This window comes from Achromobacter spanius (assembly GCF_002812705.1).
In the GTDB taxonomy this organism is placed as follows: domain Bacteria; phylum Pseudomonadota; class Gammaproteobacteria; order Burkholderiales; family Burkholderiaceae_B; genus Achromobacter; species Achromobacter spanius.
Genome location: NZ_CP025030.1, coordinates 4,914,226 through 4,934,124, shown reverse-complemented (window position 1 = coordinate 4,934,124; position 19,899 = coordinate 4,914,226). Strand labels below are relative to the sequence as shown.

The following is a 19,899-nucleotide window of genomic DNA, read 5'->3' as shown; positions in this document are numbered from 1 at the left end:
GGTTTGTTCCAATCCCCCCCAATCATTCACGCGCCGACGGTTTTATCGTGCGTGGATGAAGGCGGACAAGCCCGTTGCGCCAAGCTAACCGCGTCCCTGCCGGGGCGCGTGGGGGTAATTATTGGATTCTTTATCTTGCCGGACACACAACTTTCCAAGCGCCGCCTTGTCATCCTGATTTCGGGGCGGGGCAGCAACATGCAGGCGCTGGCCGAAGCCTGCCGCAACCAGGGCTGGCCGGCCGATATCGCCGCCGTCATCGCCAGCCGGCCGGACGCCGGCGGCCTGGAGTGGGCCGCCGCCCAAGGCATTCCCACTGCGGCGCTGTATCACAAGGACTACCCCAGCCGCGAGGCCTTCGATGCCGCCCTGGCCGCCGAAATCGATCGCTATGCGCCTGATTACGTCATTCTGGCCGGTTTCATGCGCGTACTGACGCCTGGCTTCGTCAACCATTACGCCGGCCGCCTGGTCAATATCCACCCATCGCTGTTGCCGGCATTCCCTGGCCTGCATACGCACGCCCAAGCCTTGGCGACCGGCGTGCGCGTGCATGGCTGCACCGTGCATTTCGTGACCCCGGTCCTGGACCACGGCCCCATCATTGCCCAGGGCTGTGTGCCGGTTCTGGCGGGGGATACGCCGGAACTGCTGGCCAACCGCGTGCTGGCCGTGGAACATCAGGCTTTTCCGGCCGCCGTGCGTTGGTTGGCTGAAGGCCGGGTTACCCTGACAAACGACCACCGGGTGGACGTGCAGGGGGATCCCGCACGCCTTTTCACCTGGTCGCCGGCTGCCTGAGCGGCCCTGAATCGCTTTTATCGGGCGGAACTCCTCCGCCCCACTGGAACACACCATGACTAAACCCCAATCTCCGCGTTCTCGTCCGGCAGGCTCCCCGAGGGCCGCCTCCGAAGGGCGCGACGGTCGGTCCTTTTTTTCGCGTCCCAAGGGCGAAGCCCGCGAGGCACCGGTGCGCGAGCGCGCCGAACGGGGGCGTGAAGAGCGCCCCAGCCGCGATGCCGGCCGCCCGGCACCCCGTCCGTCGTTCGACGCCCCGCGCGGCGAAAGCCGTGGCGAACGCGGCGGCTTCGGCGGCGACCGCCGCGAAGGCCAAGGCCAGGGACGCCCCGCGCCCCGTCCGTCCTACGACGCCCCGCGCGGTGAAAGCCGTGGCGGCGAGCGTGGTTCCTACGGTTCGGAGCGCCGTGGCGGCCAGGTACAAGGCCAGGGTCAAGGTCAGGGCCGACCGGATTCGCGTCCGTCATACGGTAATGGCCCGCGTGGCGAGAACCGTGGCGGTGAACGTGCTTCCTATGGCTCAGAGCGCCGTGAAGGCTCGGGCCGCCCGGATTCGCGTCCGTCGTATGGCAACGCCCCGCGCGGCGAAAGCCGTGGCGGTGAACGCGGTTCCTACGGTTCGGAGCGCCGCGAAGGTGCCGGCCGTCCGGATTCGCGCCCGTCATACGGCAACGCCCCGCGTGGTGAAAACCGTGGCGGTGAGCGCGGTTCCTATGGTTCGGATCGCCGTGAAGGCGCAGGCCGTTCCGATTCGCGTCCGTCGTACGGCAACGCCCCGCGCGGTGAAAGCCGTGGCGGTGAGCGCGGCTCCTATGGTTCCGATCGCCGCGAAGGCGCCGGCCGTCCGGAATCGCGTCCGTCGTACGGCAACGCCCCGCGTGGCGAGAGCCGTGGCGGTGACCGTGGCTCCTATGGTTCGGAGCGCCGTGAAGGCGGGGGCCGTCCGGATTCGCGTCCGTCGTACGGCAACGCCCCGCGTGGTGAAAACCGTGGCGGTGAACGTGGTTCCTATGCTTCGGATCGCCGTGAAAGCCAGGACCGTTCGGATTCGCGTCCGTCCTATGACGGCCCGCGCGGCGACGACCGTGGCGAACGCGGCCAATATGCCGGCCAGCGTGGTGGCGACGCCTATCAGGGCAGTCGTGATCAGGGCAGCCGCGAACAAGGCGCGCCAAAGCCGCAGTTCAATCGTCCCCGCCAGTCCTATGCGGCCATCCGCATCGACCAGGTCCAGCGCGTCTTGGGCGAAATCCTGCAATGGACCTATCCGGCCGATGCCGCGTTGTCGCACTGGCTGCGTCACCACCCCAACCTGGGCGCGCGCGATCGCTCCGAGGTAGCCGAGGCCGTCTATGACGTGCTGCGCCATCTGCGCCGTTATCGCCAGTTCGGCGAAAGCGGCGTGGGTCCCGCATCGCGTCGCCTGGCCATTCTGGGCTTGAACGCGACGCTGGGCGCCGAGGCGCTGGAAGAGGGCATGGACGCCGCCGAAGCCGAATGGCTCAAACGCGTGTCGCAGATTGACCTGGCAACCTTGCCGCGTGCCATTCGCGGCAGCATTCCCGATTGGCTGGACGAGCGTCTGGCGCTGATGGACAGCCCGGACACCCTCGTCGAAGCGCTGAACCGTCAGGCCAGCCTGGACCTGCGCGTGAATCCCCTCAAGGTCGAACGCGACGCCATGTTGACCGAGCTGCAGCAAAGCGCCGGCCGCTACGAACCCGTGGCCATGCCGTATTCGCCGTGGGGCATCCGCATGGAAGGGCGCCCGGCCATCAACCGCTGGCCGCAATTCGAAAACGGCAGCATCGAAGTGCAGGACGAAGGCAGCCAGTTGCTGGCGCTGCTGGTCGCGCCGCGCCGTGGCGAAATGATCATCGATTTCTGCGCGGGCGCCGGTGGCAAGACCCTGCTGCTGGGCGCGCTGATGCGCTCCACCGGCCGCCTCTACGCCTTCGACGTCTCGGCCGCCCGCCTGGCGCGCGCCAAGCCCCGTTTCGCGCGTAGCGGCTTGTCAAACGTGGTGCCTGTCGTGATCGACAGCGAAAACGATTCCCGCGTGAAGCGCCTGGCCGGCAAGGCCCAGCGCGTGCTGGTCGATGCGCCGTGCAGCGGCATCGGCACCTTGCGCCGCAATCCTGACCTGAAGTGGCGCCAGCACCCGCAGGCGCTGGCCGAATTGGGGCAGTTGCAAGAGCGCATCCTGAACAGCGCCGCGCGCTGCGTGGCGCCGGGCGGACGTCTGGTCTATGCCACCTGCAGCCTGTTGGCGGAAGAAAACGAAGTGCAGGCCGAACGTTTCCTGGCCAACCACCCCGATTTCGAACGCCTGGATGCCGCCGAAATTCTGGCCTCGCGCTGCGAAACGCTGAAGCTGGAAGGCCCGTATCTGCAATTGCGTCCCGATGTGCATGGCACCGACGGCTTTTTCGCGGCGGTGTTCGAGCGCAAAAAGAAGGGCGCGGCATCGGAGCCGGCAGCGGAAGGCGTAGCGGCTGACGCTGACCTGGCGGAAGACGACGGCCAGGACGTGCTGGCGGAAACCGGGGTCGACGTCACGCCGGTCGACGCAGAAGCGGCTGAGGTCAAACCGGTGGCGGAACCCGTGGCCGCTGCAGAGGCCAACACCGAGGCTGCCACCGAGGCCGATACCGACGCGCCAGGCAAGCCGGCCTGATACCTCCCGGTGTGGCGCGCGCCGGCTATTTGGCCGGCGTGACGCCTATGGTGGCGCTGTAACGGCGGGTGCCCAAGGTCTTGTTCTGGTATTTCACCTGCCAGGCCAGGGTATCCGAGCCTGGCTGGTCGGCGATATAGACCACCTGGGATACGGCTACCGACTTATAGGCGCAGCGGCCGGAATCGCTGGATTGCCCGCGAGTCTGCACGATGCTGGCCTTGCCCAGGCGCGGCTTTTCCGTGATCACCACGTACGGTGCCCGCAGCGCCAGGCAGTCCGACCCTCGAATTTCGTAGTACGACGCCAACACGGCCACGTCGCCCGACTTCATCGACTGGGCGGATGCGGGGGCGTGTAGCGCCAGCGCAAGGAAGGCGAGGGCCGAAAACAATAAGGGACGGGTTTTTGTTCGTGACATCAGTGGGGCAAATGAGACAGTTCGTGGGCATTTTAGGGGTGAAATTTTGCCCGGTGCGTGTGTCTTGGGAAAAACAATCGCGGCAGAAGCCCCTTACTCCCCCAGCCCCCTCGCTGACAGGAACTTTAATTGCGGGATATGGCCAAAACCAGGTGTCTTTGCGAATACCCCCAACTACCAGGGGTAGCCGGCCCAAAGCGCCGCATGTCCGCAAGGCTAGCCTCGCGATCTGCCCGAAGTGATCGCGAGCGTGGCTTTTTTTTGCTCTAAAATCAGGGCTTAGTCCTTGATTTCGCTCAAAAACTATTTTGAAACTACCTTGTCATAAGACGGCAAAGGTAAGCTAAACTTCAGGCACTTAACAAGCGAGGCTCATAACAGCTTTATGGATTACATCCTCTCCTTCATTGCCGGCGGTCTGACCCAAGCCACTTGGTGGCAGATTGTCGTTTTCACCTTGGTCGTGACGCACATCACGATTGTTGCGGTCACCGTCTTCCTCCATCGCAGCCAAGCGCACCGCGGTCTGGATCTTCATCCAGCCGTCATGCATTTTTTCCGCTTCTGGCTCTGGATGACGACCGGCATGGTCACCAAGGAATGGGTTGCCATTCACCGCAAGCACCACGCCAAGTGCGAAAAGGAAGGCGATCCTCACTCGCCCATGCTGTTCGGCATCTGGAAGGTGCTGTTCCGCGGTGCGGAGCTGTACCGCGAAGAATCGAACAACAAGGAAACCATGGCCAAGTTCGGCCACGGCACGCCTGACGACTGGCTCGAACGCAACGTCTACAGCAAGCACAGCTTGTGGGGCGTGTTGTCCATGCTTGCCATCGACGTCGCCCTGTTCGGCGCTGTCGGCGTCACGGTGTGGGCGGTGCAGATGGCCTGGATTCCCTTTTGGGCAGCCGGCGTCGTCAACGGTATCGGCCACTACTGGGGCTACCGCAACTACAACAGTCCGGACACCAGCACCAACGTGTTCCCCTGGGGCATCGTGATTGGCGGCGAAGAACTGCATAACAACCACCACGCCCACGGCACGTCGGCCAAGTTTTCGGCCAAGTGGTACGAATTCGACATCGGTTGGGCCTACATCAACATCCTGAAGTTCTTTGGCCTGGCCAAGATCAAGAAGGTTGCGCCCAAGCTGAAGCTGGACGACACCCGCACCGGCATCGACCTGCGCACGCTGCAAGGCGTGATCACGCACCGCTACGAAGTCATGGCCCGCTATGCGGACGTGATCAAGAGCGCCGCTCGCGAAGAAATGAACAAGTTGAAGGCCTCGCGCCAGGAAGGCAACGCGGATTGCGGCTATAACAAGCTGCGTCAGGTGCGTAGTGCCCTCCACCGCAACGAGGACATCCTCCAGCCGGAAACCCTGGCTGCCGTGGACAGCGCCATTGCCCAGAACAAGTCGCTGTCGACGCTGGTGCAAATGCGTCGTGAACTCGGCCGCATCTGGGAAAGCTCCAGCGCCAGCAGCGAACAGCTTCTTCATGACCTGCAGGCCTGGTGCCAGCGCGCCCAGCAAAGCGGCATCGCCGGGCTCGAGCAATTCGCTCAACATCTGCGCCGCTACGCGGCATGATGCTAGAGAAGCTCAACCCTGAACAACGCGCCGCAGTAACGTTAGAACCGCAGCACGCCCTGGTCTTGGCCGGGGCGGGCAGCGGGAAGACCCGGGTACTCACTACCCGCATGGCCTGGCTGATTCAAACCGGCCAGGCCTCGCCTTTTGGGCTGCTGGCAGTCACGTTCACCAATAAGGCCGCCCGCGAAATGCTGGCGCGTATGTCGGCGATTTTGCCGATTGATACGCGCGGCTTGTGGATCGGCACTTTTCACGGCCTGTGCAACCGCATGCTGCGCGCGCATCACCGCGACGCCGGCTTGCCGCAGAGCTTCCAGATCCTGGATGTCACCGACCAGCTTGCCGCCATCAAGCGCCTGATGAAGGCCAATGGCGTCGACGACGAAAAGTATCCGCCGCGTGACGTGCAGCGCTTCATCAACGGCGCCAAGGAAGAAGGCCTTCGTCCGCAAGACGTCGAGGCCTACGACGCCCATCGCCGCCGCCTGATCGAGATCTATCAGCTTTACGAAGCTCAGTGCCAGCGCGAAGGCGTGGTCGACTTCGCCGAGCTGCTGCTGCGCGCCTATGAACTGCTGTCGCGCAATGCGCCGGTACGCGAGCATTACCAGCGCCGCTTCCGCCACATCCTGGTGGACGAGTTCCAGGACACCAACACGCTGCAATACAAGTGGCTGCGCCTGCTGGCCGGCGGTGGCGCGGCGATGTTCGCCGTGGGCGACGACGACCAGTCCATCTACGCCTTTCGCGGCGCGAACGTCGGCAACATGTCCGACTTCGAGCGCGACTACGCGCACGGCACCGTGATCCGCCTGGAACAGAACTACCGTTCGTTCGGCCACATTCTGGATTCCGCCAACGCACTCATCGGCCACAACAGCGGCCGCCTGGGCAAGAACCTGTGGACGGACCAGGGCGAAGGCGAACCGGTGCGTGTCATCGAACAGCCTTCCGACGGCATGGAAGCCCAATGGATCGTGGACGAAATCCGTTCGCTCATCCATGACGGCAGCCTGCGCCGCGAGATCGCCGTGCTCTACCGCAGTAACGCGCAATCCCGCGTGATCGAGCACGCCATCTTCTCGGCCGGCATTCCGTACAAGGTGTATGGCGGCCTGCGCTTCTTCGAACGCCAGGAAATCAAGCACGCGCTGGCATATTTGCGCTTGATGGCCAACCCGCACGACGACACCTCGTGGATGCGCGTCGTCAATTTCCCGACGCGCGGTATTGGTGCGCGTACGCTGGAGCAACTGGCCGACGCGGCCCGCGCGCACGACACCAGCCTGTACGGCGCGGTGGCGCTGGTGGGCGGCAAGGGCGGGTCCAACCTGGCCCAGTTTGCCCAACTGATCCATCGTCTGATCGAAGAAACGCGCGACCTTCCGCTGCCGGAAATGGTTGAGCACATGCTTGAGACCAGCGGCCTGAACGCCCATTACAAGGCGGAACGCGAAGGCGCCGAGCGGCTGGAAAACTTGAACGAACTGATCACGGCGGCTGCCGTGTTCGCGTCGGAAGAAAACTATGACGGCATGCCTGCCGGCGTGGTGCCCGAGCAGGCCGCCTCGTCGACGCTGATGCCCGGCGTGGTCGACGCGCCCATCGTGGCGTCCGACGGCTTGACCCCGCTTGCGGGCTTCCTGTCGCACGCCGCGCTGGAAGCCGGCGACAACCAGGCCCAGCAAGGCCAGGACGCCGTCCAGCTCATGACGGTGCATGCCGCCAAGGGGCTGGAATTTGACGCGGTCTTCATCACCGGCCTGGAAGAGGGGCTGTTCCCGCACGAGAACAGCATCCTGGAACAGTCTGGCTTGGAAGAAGAGCGCCGCCTGATGTATGTGGCGATCACGCGCGCCCGGCAGCGTCTGTACATCAGCCTGGCGCAAAGCCGGATGCTGCATGGCCAGACGCGCTACGCCATGCGCTCGCGCTTTCTGGACGAGATTCCCGAAGAGCATCTGAAGTGGCTGTCCCCCAAGGCTGGCCTGGCGCCGCTCAGCAGCACGGGCGCGGGTTGGGGCGGCGGCAATCGCGGCGACGCATTTGGCCGCAAGGCCACCAATACCATTGCGCCGCGTCAACCTCGTGGCATTGCAAGCGGTGTCACGGTGGGCGACAAGCAGTATCGTGTGGGTCAGGGCGTGCACCACGCGCGGTTTGGCGATGGCACGATTATTGGCTTGAGCGGCGCCGGTCAGGACGCCCAGGCAGAAATCCAGTTTCGCGATGTGGGCGCCAAGACCTTGGCGCTGGGCATCGCGAAGCTTGATATTGTTCAGGGTTAAACATGGCCACCAATGAGTCCCCAAAAGCCGAGCTGGCGTCGCTGCGTGCCGAGATCGATGAGATCGACCAGCAAATCATGCTGCTGCTCGGCGTGCGCTTTCGCTGCACGGACATGCTTGGCGAATTGAAGACCAACCACGGCATGGATCTGTTAGATCCCGTCAGGGAATCCCAGCAGGTCGAGCGCATCCGCCGTTTGGCCGAAGAAGCGGGCGTGCCGCCTGCCCTGGCCGAAACCATTCTGCGTGAAGTGATCGACACCGTGATCGATAACCACACCCGCCTGCGCGAGCGGCCGTACTCGTAACGGCAGGCCAGCGGCGTTCCCGAGCTTGCGTCGTGCAAGCGCCCGGGACGCCGCTTTCTCCTTCCCTACAAGACTTTCAAAAACGCCAAGAGGGCGTCGATGTCGTCCGCGCTGAGATCCAGCGGCCGGATGTGTTCGGACTTGCGCGGCGCGTAGGTGTCAGGCGCGTCGGCCAGCGCCGGGTCCCGACCCATGCCCGCGTTGTACATGCGCAGCAAGCCCTTCAAATCCGTGAACAGACCGTTGTGCATCCAAGGCCCGGCTTGCGAGACATTGCGAAGGCTGGGCGTGCGGAACGTGCCAAGATCGGCGGGGTTGCGCGTCACCTCGAATCGGCCCAGGTCCTGATTGCGGCGGCCATAGAACGACAGCCCGATGTTATGGAATTGATGGTCCGTCAGCAGTGGGCCGTTATGGCAATTCATGCATCGCGCCTGCGTGCGGAACAGATGCATGCCCAACAGTTCGCGGTCGTCCAGGGCATCGCGCTGGCCATTCAGAAACGCATCGAAGCGGGTGGTTTGCGGGCGGATCGTCGCGACGAAAGCGGCGAGCGCGCGGGCCAGCCGGTCGGTGTCGACCGCCGCGGTATCGACCGCCGCGGTGTCGACCGCCGCGGTATCGACCGCCGCGGTGTCTACTGCCATTCCCTCGATTCCGACAGCCGGTCCGAATGCCTTCAGAAACTGCGCGGGATATGGCGGCAGGTTCCGCAGGCGGGCAATGGCATCCCCCAGGTCATGATTCATCTCGCGGCTGTCCTGCACCGGCCCCAGCACCTGCGTTTTCAGGGATGTGGCGCGTCCATCCCAGAAGAGGCTCGGCGCGAAAGGCGCCGCCAACAGCGGCGGTGAACGTCGCCGGCCCATCAGGCGGTCTTCGCCGATTGCCAGCGGACGGCCATCCGTGAAGGCGCGTTGCGGTTGATGGCAGGAAGCACAAGACACCTGGCCTTTGCGGGACAGATGCGCGTCGAAGAACAGCATCTGCCCCAAGGCCACGACTTCCGGCTTTTGAATGTCTTGCGCCAACTGCGCTTGGTCTGCATTAGTTGCCAGCCATGATGTTGGCGGTGCGCTGGGCGGCGGCACGGTGGCCCATTCGGTCCACGTGATGCCGGCGTCAATGTCCGGCGCGGGCCAATCGCCGGGCGGGCCGGCGTATCGTGCGCGCAGGCAGGCGCCGTCCCATTCGCCATCGTTGACACAAACCGCAGCCGGCTCGGCCCGCGCGGCCGCGCCGCAGGCCATGACGAAAAGGAGCGCCGCGCCCAATAGGCCACGGCGAATAGGCACACCGCGCATCAGAAGCGGTAACTCGCTTGTACCCAGATCTCGCGGCCTACCTGGTAGGTGCTGCGGTTGGTCGACAGATTCGGGTTGCTGGCGGTAATGGCCGGGGTCTTGTTCAAGACGTTCAGCACGTCCACGGTGAAGGCGACGTTGCGCGCGAAAGTGGGTTCCCAAATCAGGCGCGTGTCCCAGGTCCAGTACGAGGCCAGCCGGGCGCTGCGGTAGCTTTGCAGCGATTCCGGGCGCGGGCCAAAGCCCACGTAAATCGATGACATCCGCGAGCTGCGCCACTGGACGCTGTTGTCCCACGTGAGCCCGGCCTTGGGCCAGATGCCGGTCAGGCTCAACGAGGCCTTCTGCGGCTGATGGAATGTCGTTGGCGGCAGGTCGATGGCGCGCATGCGCTCGCCGTCGTAAAGAATGTACTCATCCGGGTCTCGCGCGCCGCCCTCATAGCCTTCAACCAGGTCGGCGTTGACGCGGCGCTTCTGATAGCTCCAGTCGGCACGCGCCGTCCAGCGCGTGTCCATGAGACGCCACGGTTCCAGCGTGCGCAGCGTCAGGCTGATGGTGTCGGTGGTGGACTTGCCGTCGTTCAGGTAGCGATAGCCCTGGATGCTGTTGCCTGACTTGCTCACCTGGTCGCGTCCGTTGCGGTGTACGTAGGCGGCCACGCCTTCCATGCCGCCCATGCGCTGCCTGACCGACAGCGCCCATTCGTCGTCGTAGGGGGTACGCAATCCTTCATAAGACACGTAGTAGGGCTTGGAGCCATCGGCTACGGGCTTGCCGTTGCGGTCCAGCACCTGACGCCGCAGGGTGTTGATTCGTTCTTCCAGCGCAATGTTCAGCACGTCGGAACCGTAATAGCGGGCCCAGCCGCCGCTGATCACCGTATTGCCGTCGCCGAAAGCGTCCCAGTCCAGCCGCGTTCGCGGCGACAGGTTGGTGTTGTCCAGGAAGGTTTCACGGTCGGCGCGTAGCGCACCGGTGAAGGCGACGCGGCCCAGTTCGACACGGTCCGACACGTAGACGGATGCGGTGTTGTACTTCGTTGCGACGGTGCCTTGAAGGTAGTGCACCTTGCTTGTTTGACGTTCGCCGCCGTTGGACAGGTGGTTTGCAATATAGGAATACGAATCGCTGAACCGCTCGAAGTTCACCGCCACGCGTTGCACGTCCACACCCACATAGGGCGTGTGCGTGAAGGCGCCTGTGCGCATCGGGTCCAGGTCTATCCGGCCTTTCAAGGTCCAGGTGTCCTGTTCCTTTTGTTCCTTGCCGTAGCCGCCCGCGGTGAATTGGGGAATGGAGGGAAACTTGTGTGTGACCAGCTCGGTGGCCTCTGATGAGCGGTTGCTAAGCGCATTGTCCCAACCCGCCTGCACCGACGCGCGCCCGCCCTGGAAAGCGTGATCCAGGTTCCAGCCGATACCGCGCGCGGCGTGCGTGTTGTCCCATTGCGTGTTGCGGAACGTGTCGCTTGCCAGCGTTTCGCGGCGGTCGCTGTATTTCAGGGTCAGGTCGGATATGGTGTCCGCCGTGGCACGCACGGTGACCTTGCCCAGGAAGTTGTCGATGCGGTCGGTGTAGTTGTCTTCGCCTTGCGTGGGCTGGTCGGCGTCCACGCCCATGTTCCAGCGCCGGATGCTGGATTCGCGTCGCGACATGCTGAGCACCGCGCCGGTTTTGTCGTTGATGGCGATGTCGCCAATGGCGGTGTAAAAGCGCTTCTTCCATACCGGCGAAAAGCCCGGCTTACCCTGGCCCCAGCCTTTTTCATCGCCTTCGGCGATCTTCTGCTGCGTCATTTTTGACGTGTTCCAGCGGTAGTCCAGTTGCAGATGGTTTTCACCGGACGGCCGGCGCAGCCGCGCATCGACCACTCCGCCCGTGAAGCGGCCATACTCGACCGGCACGAAGCTGTCCATCACGCGCACTTCGCCCAGCAGGTTTGTGTCCACGAAGTACGACTGCGAATTGCTGGGAATATTGCCGATCTGAAGGTTCAGGTTTTTACTGGCGGGATCAACGCGGTTGGTGGCGTCCATGCCGTCGATCTGGAACAGGTTTTGATACGGGCTGGACCCGTGGAAGGAAATGTCTTCCACATTCATCGAGCCGCGGTTCGTTGAGCCATTGGCCGTCGCGTTCGTTCGCACGGCGGGGTGGGTGGCCACAAGCGAGCTCAAGTCCTGGTTAGCCGTAGGCGTGGTGGCGATTTCTTCCTGCGTGTAGACGCGCTCGTCGCTGTGTTCGCCATAGACCTTCACCGCGTCCAGCCGCAGCGCTGAAAACTGGTTGGTCTTGTCGACGTAGATCACGTAGCGGCCCGGGCCGTCATTGCGCAGGGCAAGTCCCGAGCCGCGCAGCAACTGGTCCAGCGCGTCCAGTGGCGACAAGGTGCCGTGCAATGCCGGCGCCGATTTACCCGCGACTGCCGCCGGCACGAATGACACTTCCAGGTTGGCCTGCTGGCCCAGCGCGAGCAGCGCTGAACCCAGGGCCTGGGCCGGAATGTCGAACGTGACAGCGGTGGCGCGCGTCTGCGCCAGCGCAGGGTGCACCAAGGTCAGCGCCATGCTCAAGGTGGCCGCGGCGGCCGTGCCCGAGGGCAGGCGGCAGAGGAAAAAGCGGGAAGCCATGCGTAAGTCCTAAGCAGTAATGTCAGCCGTAGGACGTCGGCACTGCCCAAACCCCTCATCAAAAACGTGATGAATAATTTATATCGATTCTCATTTACCGATTGTGTGCGGACGTGGACATGGACGCCGGTCCTGGGGCTGGTGCGGCTTCGGCTTCGGGCGCGCGGCCGGGGCGCCGTCAACGCAAGATCAGCAAGCCCGGCAAATCCGTCACGCGCACAGACGTCTGCGCCAACAGCAATTCCAGCGCGCGGCGGGCATTGGCCACATTGGCGGTGCCCGACACGCGCTGTGCCCGGGCGGCATCGCCCATCACCATGATGTGTTTGCCGCTGTAGCGGGCCAGCGCCTGCGCCGCGGTCTCCAAGGGGGCGTCGTCAAAGCTCAACAGCCCGCGCGTCCAGCCGGGCGATGCCGTACCCGCTTCGGCGCTGCGTTTGATACCCGCTTCGGATACGTCAACGGCTTCGCCCGCCGACAAGGTCACGCTTTGGTCTTCAAAGCAAGGCAGGCAATGCACCGCCACCTGATGCGCTTGCACCGCAACGCGGGTGCCGTCGTCTTGCAGATCCACAGTGAAGCGCGTGCCAAGCGCCGTGGCCGAGGCGTCGCGGGTGAGGACCGAGAACGAAGCCATGCCGTTTTGCCGTGGCGCGGGCTCGAACTGCGCGCGGCCCGCCAGCAAGCGAACCTGGCGCCGGCCGTCGGTGTAGTCCAGCGCCAGCGCGCTGTGCGCGTCCAGCACGACGCTTGAACCGTCCGGCAGCGTCAGCGCCAAGATGCCGGCGCCGGCCACATAATCGGCCTGCTGCGTCGGGCTGCTTGACCCGAACCAGCCCGCGAACGCCGCCGTCAGCAGCGCCAGCATTGCGGTTGCCCGCAGCTTGCGCGCGGGGCGCTTGCTGAGCTTGCCTCGATCAATTTCACCCATGCGCCGCCACAGCCGCGACAAGCGCTCATAGGCGGCCGCGTGCCGCGCATCCGCCCGATACCAAGCTTCAAACGCCGCATGCTCGGCATCGTCCAGGCGCTGGCCGCTTTGCCGGATGACCCAGCGTGACGCTTCTTCCACGGGGTCGGCGGGACGGATGCGGGACGTCGCCATCAGTCGGCCATCATCAGTCGGCCAACGCCACGTCGCAGGCCAGCAGGATGCGCATCATGTGCTTTTCCACCGCGCTGATCGATATCCCGAAACGCTCCGCAATGGCCCGATAAGTCAGCCCTTCGTGGCGATGCAGAACGAAGACGTCCAGGCTGCGGCGGGGCTGGGCGAGCAGGGCGGCTTCCAGGCGCCGCAAGATCTGATGGGCAGAGGCAACGTCGAAGGTGTCGGCGGCATAGGCGACGGGCAGGGCGGCGGCGTAGTCCGCGGTGGCCGTCAGTTCGCGTGTGCGGCGGCGGTGCCAGTCGGTGGCGATGTTGGCGGCGACCCGGAATACGTACGCGCGGTCATTGTCCGGGCGGGTGCGGTCGTTGAATTCCGCCAGCTTGATCCACGTGTCTTGTGCGCAGTCCTGGGCCACATCGCGCGAGCCTGTGCGCATCGACAGAAAGCCCAGCAGTTCGCGGTAGTGGCGGAGAAATACGTCCGTAAGGGTCGACATGTTGCTGGCGTCCGGCGCCAGTAGGAGTCAAATTCGGGACGAAGTATAAATGATAATGCTTATTATTAATAGTTGAAGCAGAGGGGCGTGGGCGGCGTGCAAAGCCGCCACCCAGGTGCATCTTCCAAGCCCCTCGTCAGGCTTCGCTTTGGTCGATTTCTTCCAGGGAACCCTGGATCTCAAGCCATTGCTCTTCGAGCTCGTCCATGCGCTTGCCGTGTTCACCGTGCTCGGCCATGACCTTCTGGCGTTCCGCGCGGCGCGCATCGGAATACAGGTCCGCGTCGGCGATGATGGCGTCCAGCGCGTGCAGCTTGGTGCGCAGTTTTTCCATCTCGGCCTCGACCTTGGCCAGCTTCGATTCCAGTGGCTTGCGCAGTGCTGACAGGCGTTGGCGTTGTTCGGCCTCGGCCCGGCGTTGCGCCTTGCGGTCTACAACGGGTTCGCTGCCTTCGGCGCTTTCGCGCGCGGCTTCCGCGCGTTCGCCGGCATTGCGCGCAGCCAGCCAATCCCGATAGTCTTCAAGGTCGCCATCGAACTCGCGCACCGCGCCGTCCGCGACGATCCAGAAGCTGTCCACGGTGGTGCGCAGCAGGTGCCGGTCGTGTGACACCAGCAGCATGCTGCCGCCGAAGTCGGCCAGCGCGGCAGCCAGGGCCTCGCGGGTTTCCACGTCCAAGTGGTTGCTGGGTTCGTCCAGCAGCAACAGGTTGGGCTTTTGCCAGACGATCAGGGACAACGCCAGGCGCGCCTTTTCGCCGCCTGACATCGGGCCGACCTTGCTGGTGACGGTGTCGCCGGAAAAGCCGAAACCGCCCAGGTAATTGCGTAGTTCCTGTTCGCGCGTTTCCGGCGCCAGGCGCGCCAGATGGGCGATAGGCGTGCTGTCCACGTCCAGCATGTCCAGCTGATGCTGGTGAAAGTAGCCGATGGCCAAGCCGCGCGAGGCGCGGCGTTCGCCAGCTTGCACGGGAATTTCTTCCGCCAGGGTCTTGATCAGCGTACTCTTGCCCGCGCCATTGGCGCCCAGCACGCCCACACGGCTGCCCGCGCGCACCATCAAGGTGACGTCGCGCAGGATGGGAATGGCATTGCCCGCCGCGTCGGTGTAGCCGGCGGACAGGTGCTCCAGGGTCAGCAGCGGGTCCGGCACTTGGTCGGGCGAGGGGATGCGGATGTCGATGCCCGCTTCCGCATGTAGCGGCGCCAGCACCTGCATGCGCGCCAGCGCCTTGACGCGGCTTTGCGCCTGCTTGGCCTTGGACGCCTTGGCCTTGAAGCGGTCGATGAATCCTTGCAGGCGCGCGGTTTCGCGGGTCTGGCGTTCGTAGGCAATGTTGGTCTGGCGCAGGCGCTCGGCGCGTTGCGTCAGGAAGTCGCCATAGCCGCCGCGATACCGCACCAGTTTGGCGTGGTCGAAATGCAGGATGGACTTGGCCACCGCGTCCAGGAACTCGGTGTCGTGCGAGATCAGCATGACGGTGCCCGGATAGGCGCCCAGCCATTTCTCCAGCCACAGCATTGCGTCCAGATCCAGGTGGTTGGTGGGTTCGTCCAGCAACAGCAATTCGGACGGCGCCATCAGAGCGCTGGCCAAGGCCAGGCGCATGCGCCAGCCGCCCGAGAAACTCTCGACCGGCAGCATCCATTCGCTGGGCTTGAAACCCAGGCCGGCCAGCAACTGCTCGGCACGCGAGGCGGCGCTCCAGGCGCCCGCTTCGATCAGCGCGGCTTCCACTTCGGCGATCTGCGTGCCTTGGTCGTCCGTGAGTTCAGCGCGGCGCGCCTGCAATTCGCGCAGGTGCGTGTCGCCGTCAATGACGAATTCGCGGGCAGGGCGGTCGTCGGCGTCCAGTTCCTGCTTGACGCTGGCGATACGCCATCCCGCGGGCAGGTTCACCGTGCCGGCGTCCAGGTCCAGCGCGCCGGTCAGCAGCGCGAACAGCGAGGACTTGCCCGCGCCGTTCTTGCCAACGATGCCAACGCGCTCGCCCGGGTGCACGACAAATTCAGCGCTATCCAGCAGCACTTTCGTGCCACGGCGCAGGGTCAATCCAGTAGCGCGTATCACAGGCTGAGTTGCTCTCGGGTAAGCAGCAGAAGCTGGTCCGACGCTTCTTCCGTATCCAGCCACACGGGCGACAACTGCGGAAAGGCGGCTTCGAAGAAGTCGCGCTCGTGGCCGATCTCCAGCACGATCACGCCGTCGGGCGTGAGGTACTGGGGGGCCGCCGCCAGAATGCGCCGCACGAGGTCCATGCCGTCCTCGCCGCCGGCCAGCGCCAGATGCGGTTCGTGGCGGTATTCCTGCGGCAGCACATCCATGGAGCCGCTGTTCACATAAGGTGGATTGCAGATGATGACGTCGTACTGGCGCGCGGGCAGGGCGTCGAACAGATTGCTTTCGTGCAGGTCCAGCCGGTCTTGCAGACCGTAGTCATCTACATTGCGGCGGGCCACTTGCAGCGCGTCGGCCGACACATCCACCGCATCCACATGGGCGTAGGGGAAGGCCATGGCCGACAGGATGGCCAGGCAGCCCGAACCGGTGCACATGTCCAGCACGTTTTCCACGGCGGTTGCGTCCTGCACCCAGGGCGAGAGCCCTTGGTCCAGCAGTTCGGCGATGGGCGAGCGCGGCACGATGACGCGCTTGTCCACATAAAAGCGGTGACCGCGCAGCCAAGCCTCGTTGGTGAGGTAGGCGGCGGGCACGCGCTCGGTGACGCGGCGTTCCAGCAGGTCCAGCACGCGGTCGCGTTCTTCTCGGACGACACGGGCATCCAGGAACGGTTCCAGCGTGTCCAGCGGCAGGTGCAGGGCGTGCAGCGTCAGGTAGACCGCCTCGTCCCAGGCGTTGTCGCTGCCGTGTCCCAGCGCCACCTGGGCGCCATTCAGGCGCGACACCCCGTAGCGGATGAGGTCGCGCAGGGTGTGCAATTCTTGGCGGGCGGATTGATACATAACAGGCCTTTTGTTCCCGATTCAGCGTGCCGAACCGGGAAAAAACACCCCCCTCTGAAGGGGGGCAGAGCGTCCGCGTAGCGGCGTTTTACTTGGGCAACAGCAGGTTTTCCAGCGTGCGCCGATAGATGTTCTTCAGCGGCTCCAGCGAGGCCACTTCAACGCGTTCGTTGACCTTGTGGATCGTGGCGTTGCCGGGACCGAACTCAATCACTTGCGGACAGATCTTGGCGATGAAGCGGCCGTCGGACGTGCCACCAGTGGTGGACAGTTCGGCGGTGACGCCGGTTTCAGCGTGAATCGCCTGCACCAGCGCATCCGTCAACGAGCCGCGCGGGGTCAGGAACGGCTCGCCGCCCAAATCCCAGTCCAGGTCATATTCCAGACCGTGCTTGTCCAGCACCGCATGCACGCGCGCCTTCAGGCTTTCCGGCGTGCTGGCCGTTGAAAAGCGGAAGTTGAACAGCGCAACGGCTTCACCCGGCACCACGTTGGTGGCGCCCGTGCCCGAGTTCAGGTTCGACACCTGGAACGTCGTGGGCGGGAAGTACTCGTTGCCCTGGTCCCATTCGATGTTGACGATCTCGGCCAGCGCCGGCGCCAACTGGTGCACCGGGTTGCGTGCCAGGTGCGGGTAGGCCACGTGGCCCTGGATGCCCTTTACCGTCAACTTGCCCGACAAGGAGCCACGGCGGCCGTTCTTGCAGGTGTCGCCCAGCACATCGCCGGAAGTCGGCTCGCCCACGATGCAGTAATCCAGCTTTTCGCCGCGCGCCTTCAGGGCGTCGCAAACGATGGCGGTACCGTCGATGGACGGACCTTCTTCGTCCGACGTGATCAACAGCGCGATCGAACCGTCATGCTGGGGGTGGGCCGCCACGAATTCCTCGGCCGCCACCACGAAGGCGGCAATCGAGCTTTTCATGTCGGCCGCCCCACGTCCGTACAGCCAGCCGTCGCGTTCGGTGGGTACGAACGGGTCGCTATCCCACTTTTCGCGCGGACCCGGAGGCACCACATCCGTGTGACCGGCAAACACGGTCAACGGCGCGGCGCTGCCGCGCCGGGCCCACAGATTGGTGACGCCGCCTTGTGCGATGGTTTCGCACGTGAAGCCGATGCGCTCCAGCCGGGCGGCAAGCGCCGCCTGGCAATCTTCATCCGCCGGCGTGACCGACGGACGGGCGATCAGGTCCTTGACCAGATCCAGTACGGCAGACGTGCTCATTACGCCCTCAGCAGATCATTGATGCTGGTCTTGGCGCGCGTTTGCGCGTCGACACGCTTGACGATGACGGCGCAAGCCAGGCTGTGCGAGCCATCGGCCGACGGCAGCGAGCCGGGAACAACGACCGAACCCGAGGGCACGCGGCCGTACATGATCTTGCCCGTGGCGCGGTCATAAATCTTGGTGCTTTGCGACAGGAACACGCCCATGGCCAGCACCGAGTTTTCTTCCACGACCACGCCTTCAACGACTTCCGAGCGGGCGCCGATGAAGCAGTTGTCTTCAATGATGGTGGGGTTGGCTTGCAGCGGCTCCAGCACGCCGCCGATGCCCACACCGCCCGACAGGTGGACGTTCTTGCCGATCTGGGCGCACGAACCGACGGTGGCCCAGGTGTCGACCATGGTGCCTTCGTCGACGTAGGCGCCGATGTTCACGTAGGACGGCATCAGCACCACGTTGCGGCCGATGAAGGCGCCGCGGCGTGCGACGGCGGGCGGCACCACGCGGTAGCCGCCTTGCTTGAAGGCGTTGTCGCCGTATTCCGAGAACTTGAGCGGCACCTTGTCGTAGAACTGCAGCGGGGCCTCGCCCATGATGGCGTTGTCGCTCAGGCGAAACGACAGCAGCACGGCCTTCTTGATCCACTGGTGCACAACCCAGTCGTCGTTGATTTTTTCAGCTACGCGCAGGCGGCCCAGATCCAGCCCGTCAATGGTGTGTTCCACCGCTTCGCGCACCTCGGCGCTGGCGTCGGCGGGCGTCAGGTTGGCCCGGTCGTCCCAGGCTTTTTCGATGGTGGTCTGCAGGTCGAGAGTCATAGCGGCTCAGCTTTTAAAGGTTGATCAAACAGAAGTGTGTACAAAATGGGCGATGCGCTCGGCTGCCTGCACGCAGTCAGCCAAGGGCGCCACCAACGCAATACGAATGCGGCCCTGGCCGGGATTCACTCCGTGTGCCTCCCGCGCCAGAAAACTGCCCGGCAGAACGGTAACACCCGTGCGGCCGTAAAGGTCGCGTGCGAACGCCGTATCCGAGCCCGGCGTGGCCGCCCACAGGTAAAAAGAGGCCTGCGGCCGTGACACATCCAGCACGTTTTCCAGAATGGGCACAACCGCGTCGAACTTTTCACGGTACAGGCGCCGGTTGTCTTTCACGTGCGCCTCGTCAGTCCAGGCGGCGACACTGGCGGCGGACACCAGCGGGCTCATGGCACTGCCATGATACGTGCGATACAGCAGGAAGCGGCCGATAAGCGCAGCGTCACCCGCCACGAAGCCGGAACGCAGGCCGGGCACGTTGGAGCGCTTGGACAAGCTGGAAAAGCACACCAGGTTGCGGTAGTCGTCCCTGCCCAGGCGGCGCGCGGCCTGCAAGCCGCCCAGCGGGGCGTCGCCCTCGTCCAGGTAGATCTCGGAATAGCATTCGTCCGACGCAATGACAAAACCGTGGCGGTCAGACAGCTTGAACAGCGTCTCCCATTCGTCCAGCGACATGACGTTGCCGGCCGGGTTGCCCGGCGAGCACACGAACACCAGCCGCGTTTTCTTCCAGATGGCGTCGGGCACCTGGTTCCAGTCGCTGGCGAAGTTGCGCAGCGGGTCGGCGTTGACGAAGTAGGGCGTCGCGCCCGCCAGCAGGGTGGCGCCTTCGTAGATCTGGTAGAACGGGTTGGGGCAGATCACCACCGAACCGGCCGACGGGTCGATCACGGTCTGGGTGAAGGCGAACAGCGCTTCGCGCGAACCCAGCGCCGGCAGCACCTGGGTGTCGGCGTCGGGCGCGGGGATGCTGTAGCGGCGCGCCAACCAGCTCGATATTGCCTGGCGCAAGGCTGGGTCGCCCTTGGTCGAGGGGTAGACGGACAAGCCGTCCATGTGACTGCGGATCGCCTCCGCCACGCGCTCGGGCGCGGCGTGCTTGGGCTCGCCAATCGACAAGTTGATGGGCGTCAGGCCGTCCGGCTGCGAGCTGGCAGAGGCCAGCAACGCGCGCAATTTTTCGAACGGGTAGGGGTGTAAAGCATCGAGGCGCGGATTCATGACGCAAGATTTTAACAAGCAAGCTACAA

General features: G+C 64.5%; 15 protein-coding genes. 5 read left to right on the top strand and 10 right to left on the bottom strand.

What is annotated here, in order from left to right:
• The first annotated feature begins 135 nt into the window (after positions 1-135).
• Together purN and CVS48_RS22235 are read left to right on the top strand one after the other, a co-directional pair.
• Positions 136-801: a phosphoribosylglycinamide formyltransferase gene (gene purN, locus CVS48_RS22240; protein ID WP_100856327.1), complete on the top strand. Its 666-nt coding sequence runs from the start codon at positions 136-138 to the stop codon at positions 799-801.
• A gap of 1,219 nt (positions 802-2,020) precedes the next feature.
• A complete protein-coding gene (locus tag CVS48_RS22235) occupies positions 2,021-3,478 on the top strand; it encodes an RsmB/NOP family class I SAM-dependent RNA methyltransferase (protein ID WP_100857802.1) in 1,458 nt (485 codons plus the stop codon).
• 25 nt (positions 3,479-3,503) lie between these two features.
• Here the strand turns inward: CVS48_RS22235 and CVS48_RS22230 are convergent, their stop codons facing one another.
• Positions 3,504-3,899, bottom strand: a complete 396-nt coding sequence (locus CVS48_RS22230; RefSeq protein ID WP_100856326.1) for a hypothetical protein — start codon at positions 3,897-3,899, stop codon at positions 3,504-3,506.
• A gap of 385 nt (positions 3,900-4,284) precedes the next feature.
• Here CVS48_RS22230 and CVS48_RS22225 point away from each other — a divergent pair, with 385 nt between their 5' ends.
• Genes CVS48_RS22225 through CVS48_RS22215 form a run of 3 tightly spaced genes read left to right on the top strand, consistent with a single transcriptional unit; the run spans position 4,285 to position 8,092 of the window.
• Positions 4,285-5,493, top strand: a complete 1,209-nt coding sequence (locus tag CVS48_RS22225) for a DesA family fatty acid desaturase (RefSeq protein ID WP_100856325.1) — start codon at positions 4,285-4,287, stop codon at positions 5,491-5,493.
• A complete protein-coding gene (locus tag CVS48_RS22220; protein WP_100856324.1) occupies positions 5,490-7,784 on the top strand; it encodes a UvrD-helicase domain-containing protein in 2,295 nt (764 codons plus the stop codon). Before CVS48_RS22225 ends, CVS48_RS22220 begins: the two co-directional genes overlap by 4 nt.
• A gap of 2 nt (positions 7,785-7,786) precedes the next feature.
• Positions 7,787-8,092, top strand: coding sequence for a chorismate mutase (locus CVS48_RS22215; RefSeq protein ID WP_100856323.1), 306 nt, complete (start codon positions 7,787-7,789; stop codon positions 8,090-8,092).
• Between the two features lie 65 nt (positions 8,093-8,157).
• On the opposite strand, the gene CVS48_RS22210 is transcribed toward CVS48_RS22215, so the two are convergent.
• From CVS48_RS22210 to dapC, 9 genes are all read right to left on the bottom strand, one after another.
• Positions 8,158-9,396: a cytochrome-c peroxidase gene (locus tag CVS48_RS22210; protein WP_419191429.1), complete on the bottom strand. Its 1,239-nt coding sequence runs from the start codon at positions 9,394-9,396 to the stop codon at positions 8,158-8,160.
• Positions 9,396-12,029, bottom strand: coding sequence for a TonB-dependent receptor (locus CVS48_RS22205; RefSeq protein ID WP_100856322.1), 2,634 nt, complete (start codon positions 12,027-12,029; stop codon positions 9,396-9,398). Before CVS48_RS22205 ends, CVS48_RS22210 begins: the two co-directional genes overlap by 1 nt.
• Before the next feature lie 178 nt (positions 12,030-12,207).
• Entirely contained in the window at positions 12,208-13,134 is a 927-nt protein-coding gene (locus CVS48_RS22200) for a FecR family protein (RefSeq protein WP_100856321.1), read from the bottom strand.
• A 13-nt stretch (positions 13,135-13,147) separates the two neighbouring features.
• A complete protein-coding gene (locus CVS48_RS22195) occupies positions 13,148-13,636 on the bottom strand; it encodes an RNA polymerase sigma factor (RefSeq protein ID WP_100856320.1) in 489 nt (162 codons plus the stop codon).
• A gap of 136 nt (positions 13,637-13,772) precedes the next feature.
• Positions 13,773-15,707 (bottom strand): ABC-F family ATP-binding cassette domain-containing protein, encoded by a 1,935-nt coding sequence (locus CVS48_RS22190; RefSeq protein ID WP_100856319.1) that lies wholly within the window; start codon positions 15,705-15,707, stop codon positions 13,773-13,775.
• Positions 15,704-16,600: a 50S ribosomal protein L3 N(5)-glutamine methyltransferase gene (gene prmB / locus CVS48_RS22185; protein ID WP_100856318.1), complete on the bottom strand. Its 897-nt coding sequence runs from the start codon at positions 16,598-16,600 to the stop codon at positions 15,704-15,706. Before prmB ends, CVS48_RS22190 begins: the two co-directional genes overlap by 4 nt.
• 88 nt (positions 16,601-16,688) lie before the next feature.
• The gene (dapE, locus tag CVS48_RS22180; RefSeq protein ID WP_100856317.1) at positions 16,689-17,828 is read right to left on the bottom strand and encodes a succinyl-diaminopimelate desuccinylase; all 1,140 of its coding nucleotides are present in this window, start codon (positions 17,826-17,828) and stop codon (positions 16,689-16,691) included.
• Positions 17,828-18,649, bottom strand: a complete 822-nt coding sequence (dapD, locus tag CVS48_RS22175) for a 2,3,4,5-tetrahydropyridine-2,6-dicarboxylate N-succinyltransferase (protein WP_100856316.1) — start codon at positions 18,647-18,649, stop codon at positions 17,828-17,830. The genes dapE and dapD overlap by 1 nt, the downstream gene beginning before the upstream one ends.
• 24 nt (positions 18,650-18,673) lie before the next feature.
• Positions 18,674-19,870 carry a succinyldiaminopimelate transaminase gene (dapC, locus tag CVS48_RS22170; protein ID WP_167401039.1) on the bottom strand — a complete coding sequence of 399 codons (1,197 nt, stop codon included), beginning with the start codon at positions 19,868-19,870 and terminating at the stop codon, positions 18,674-18,676.
• Between the last annotated feature and the right edge of the window lie 29 nt (positions 19,871-19,899).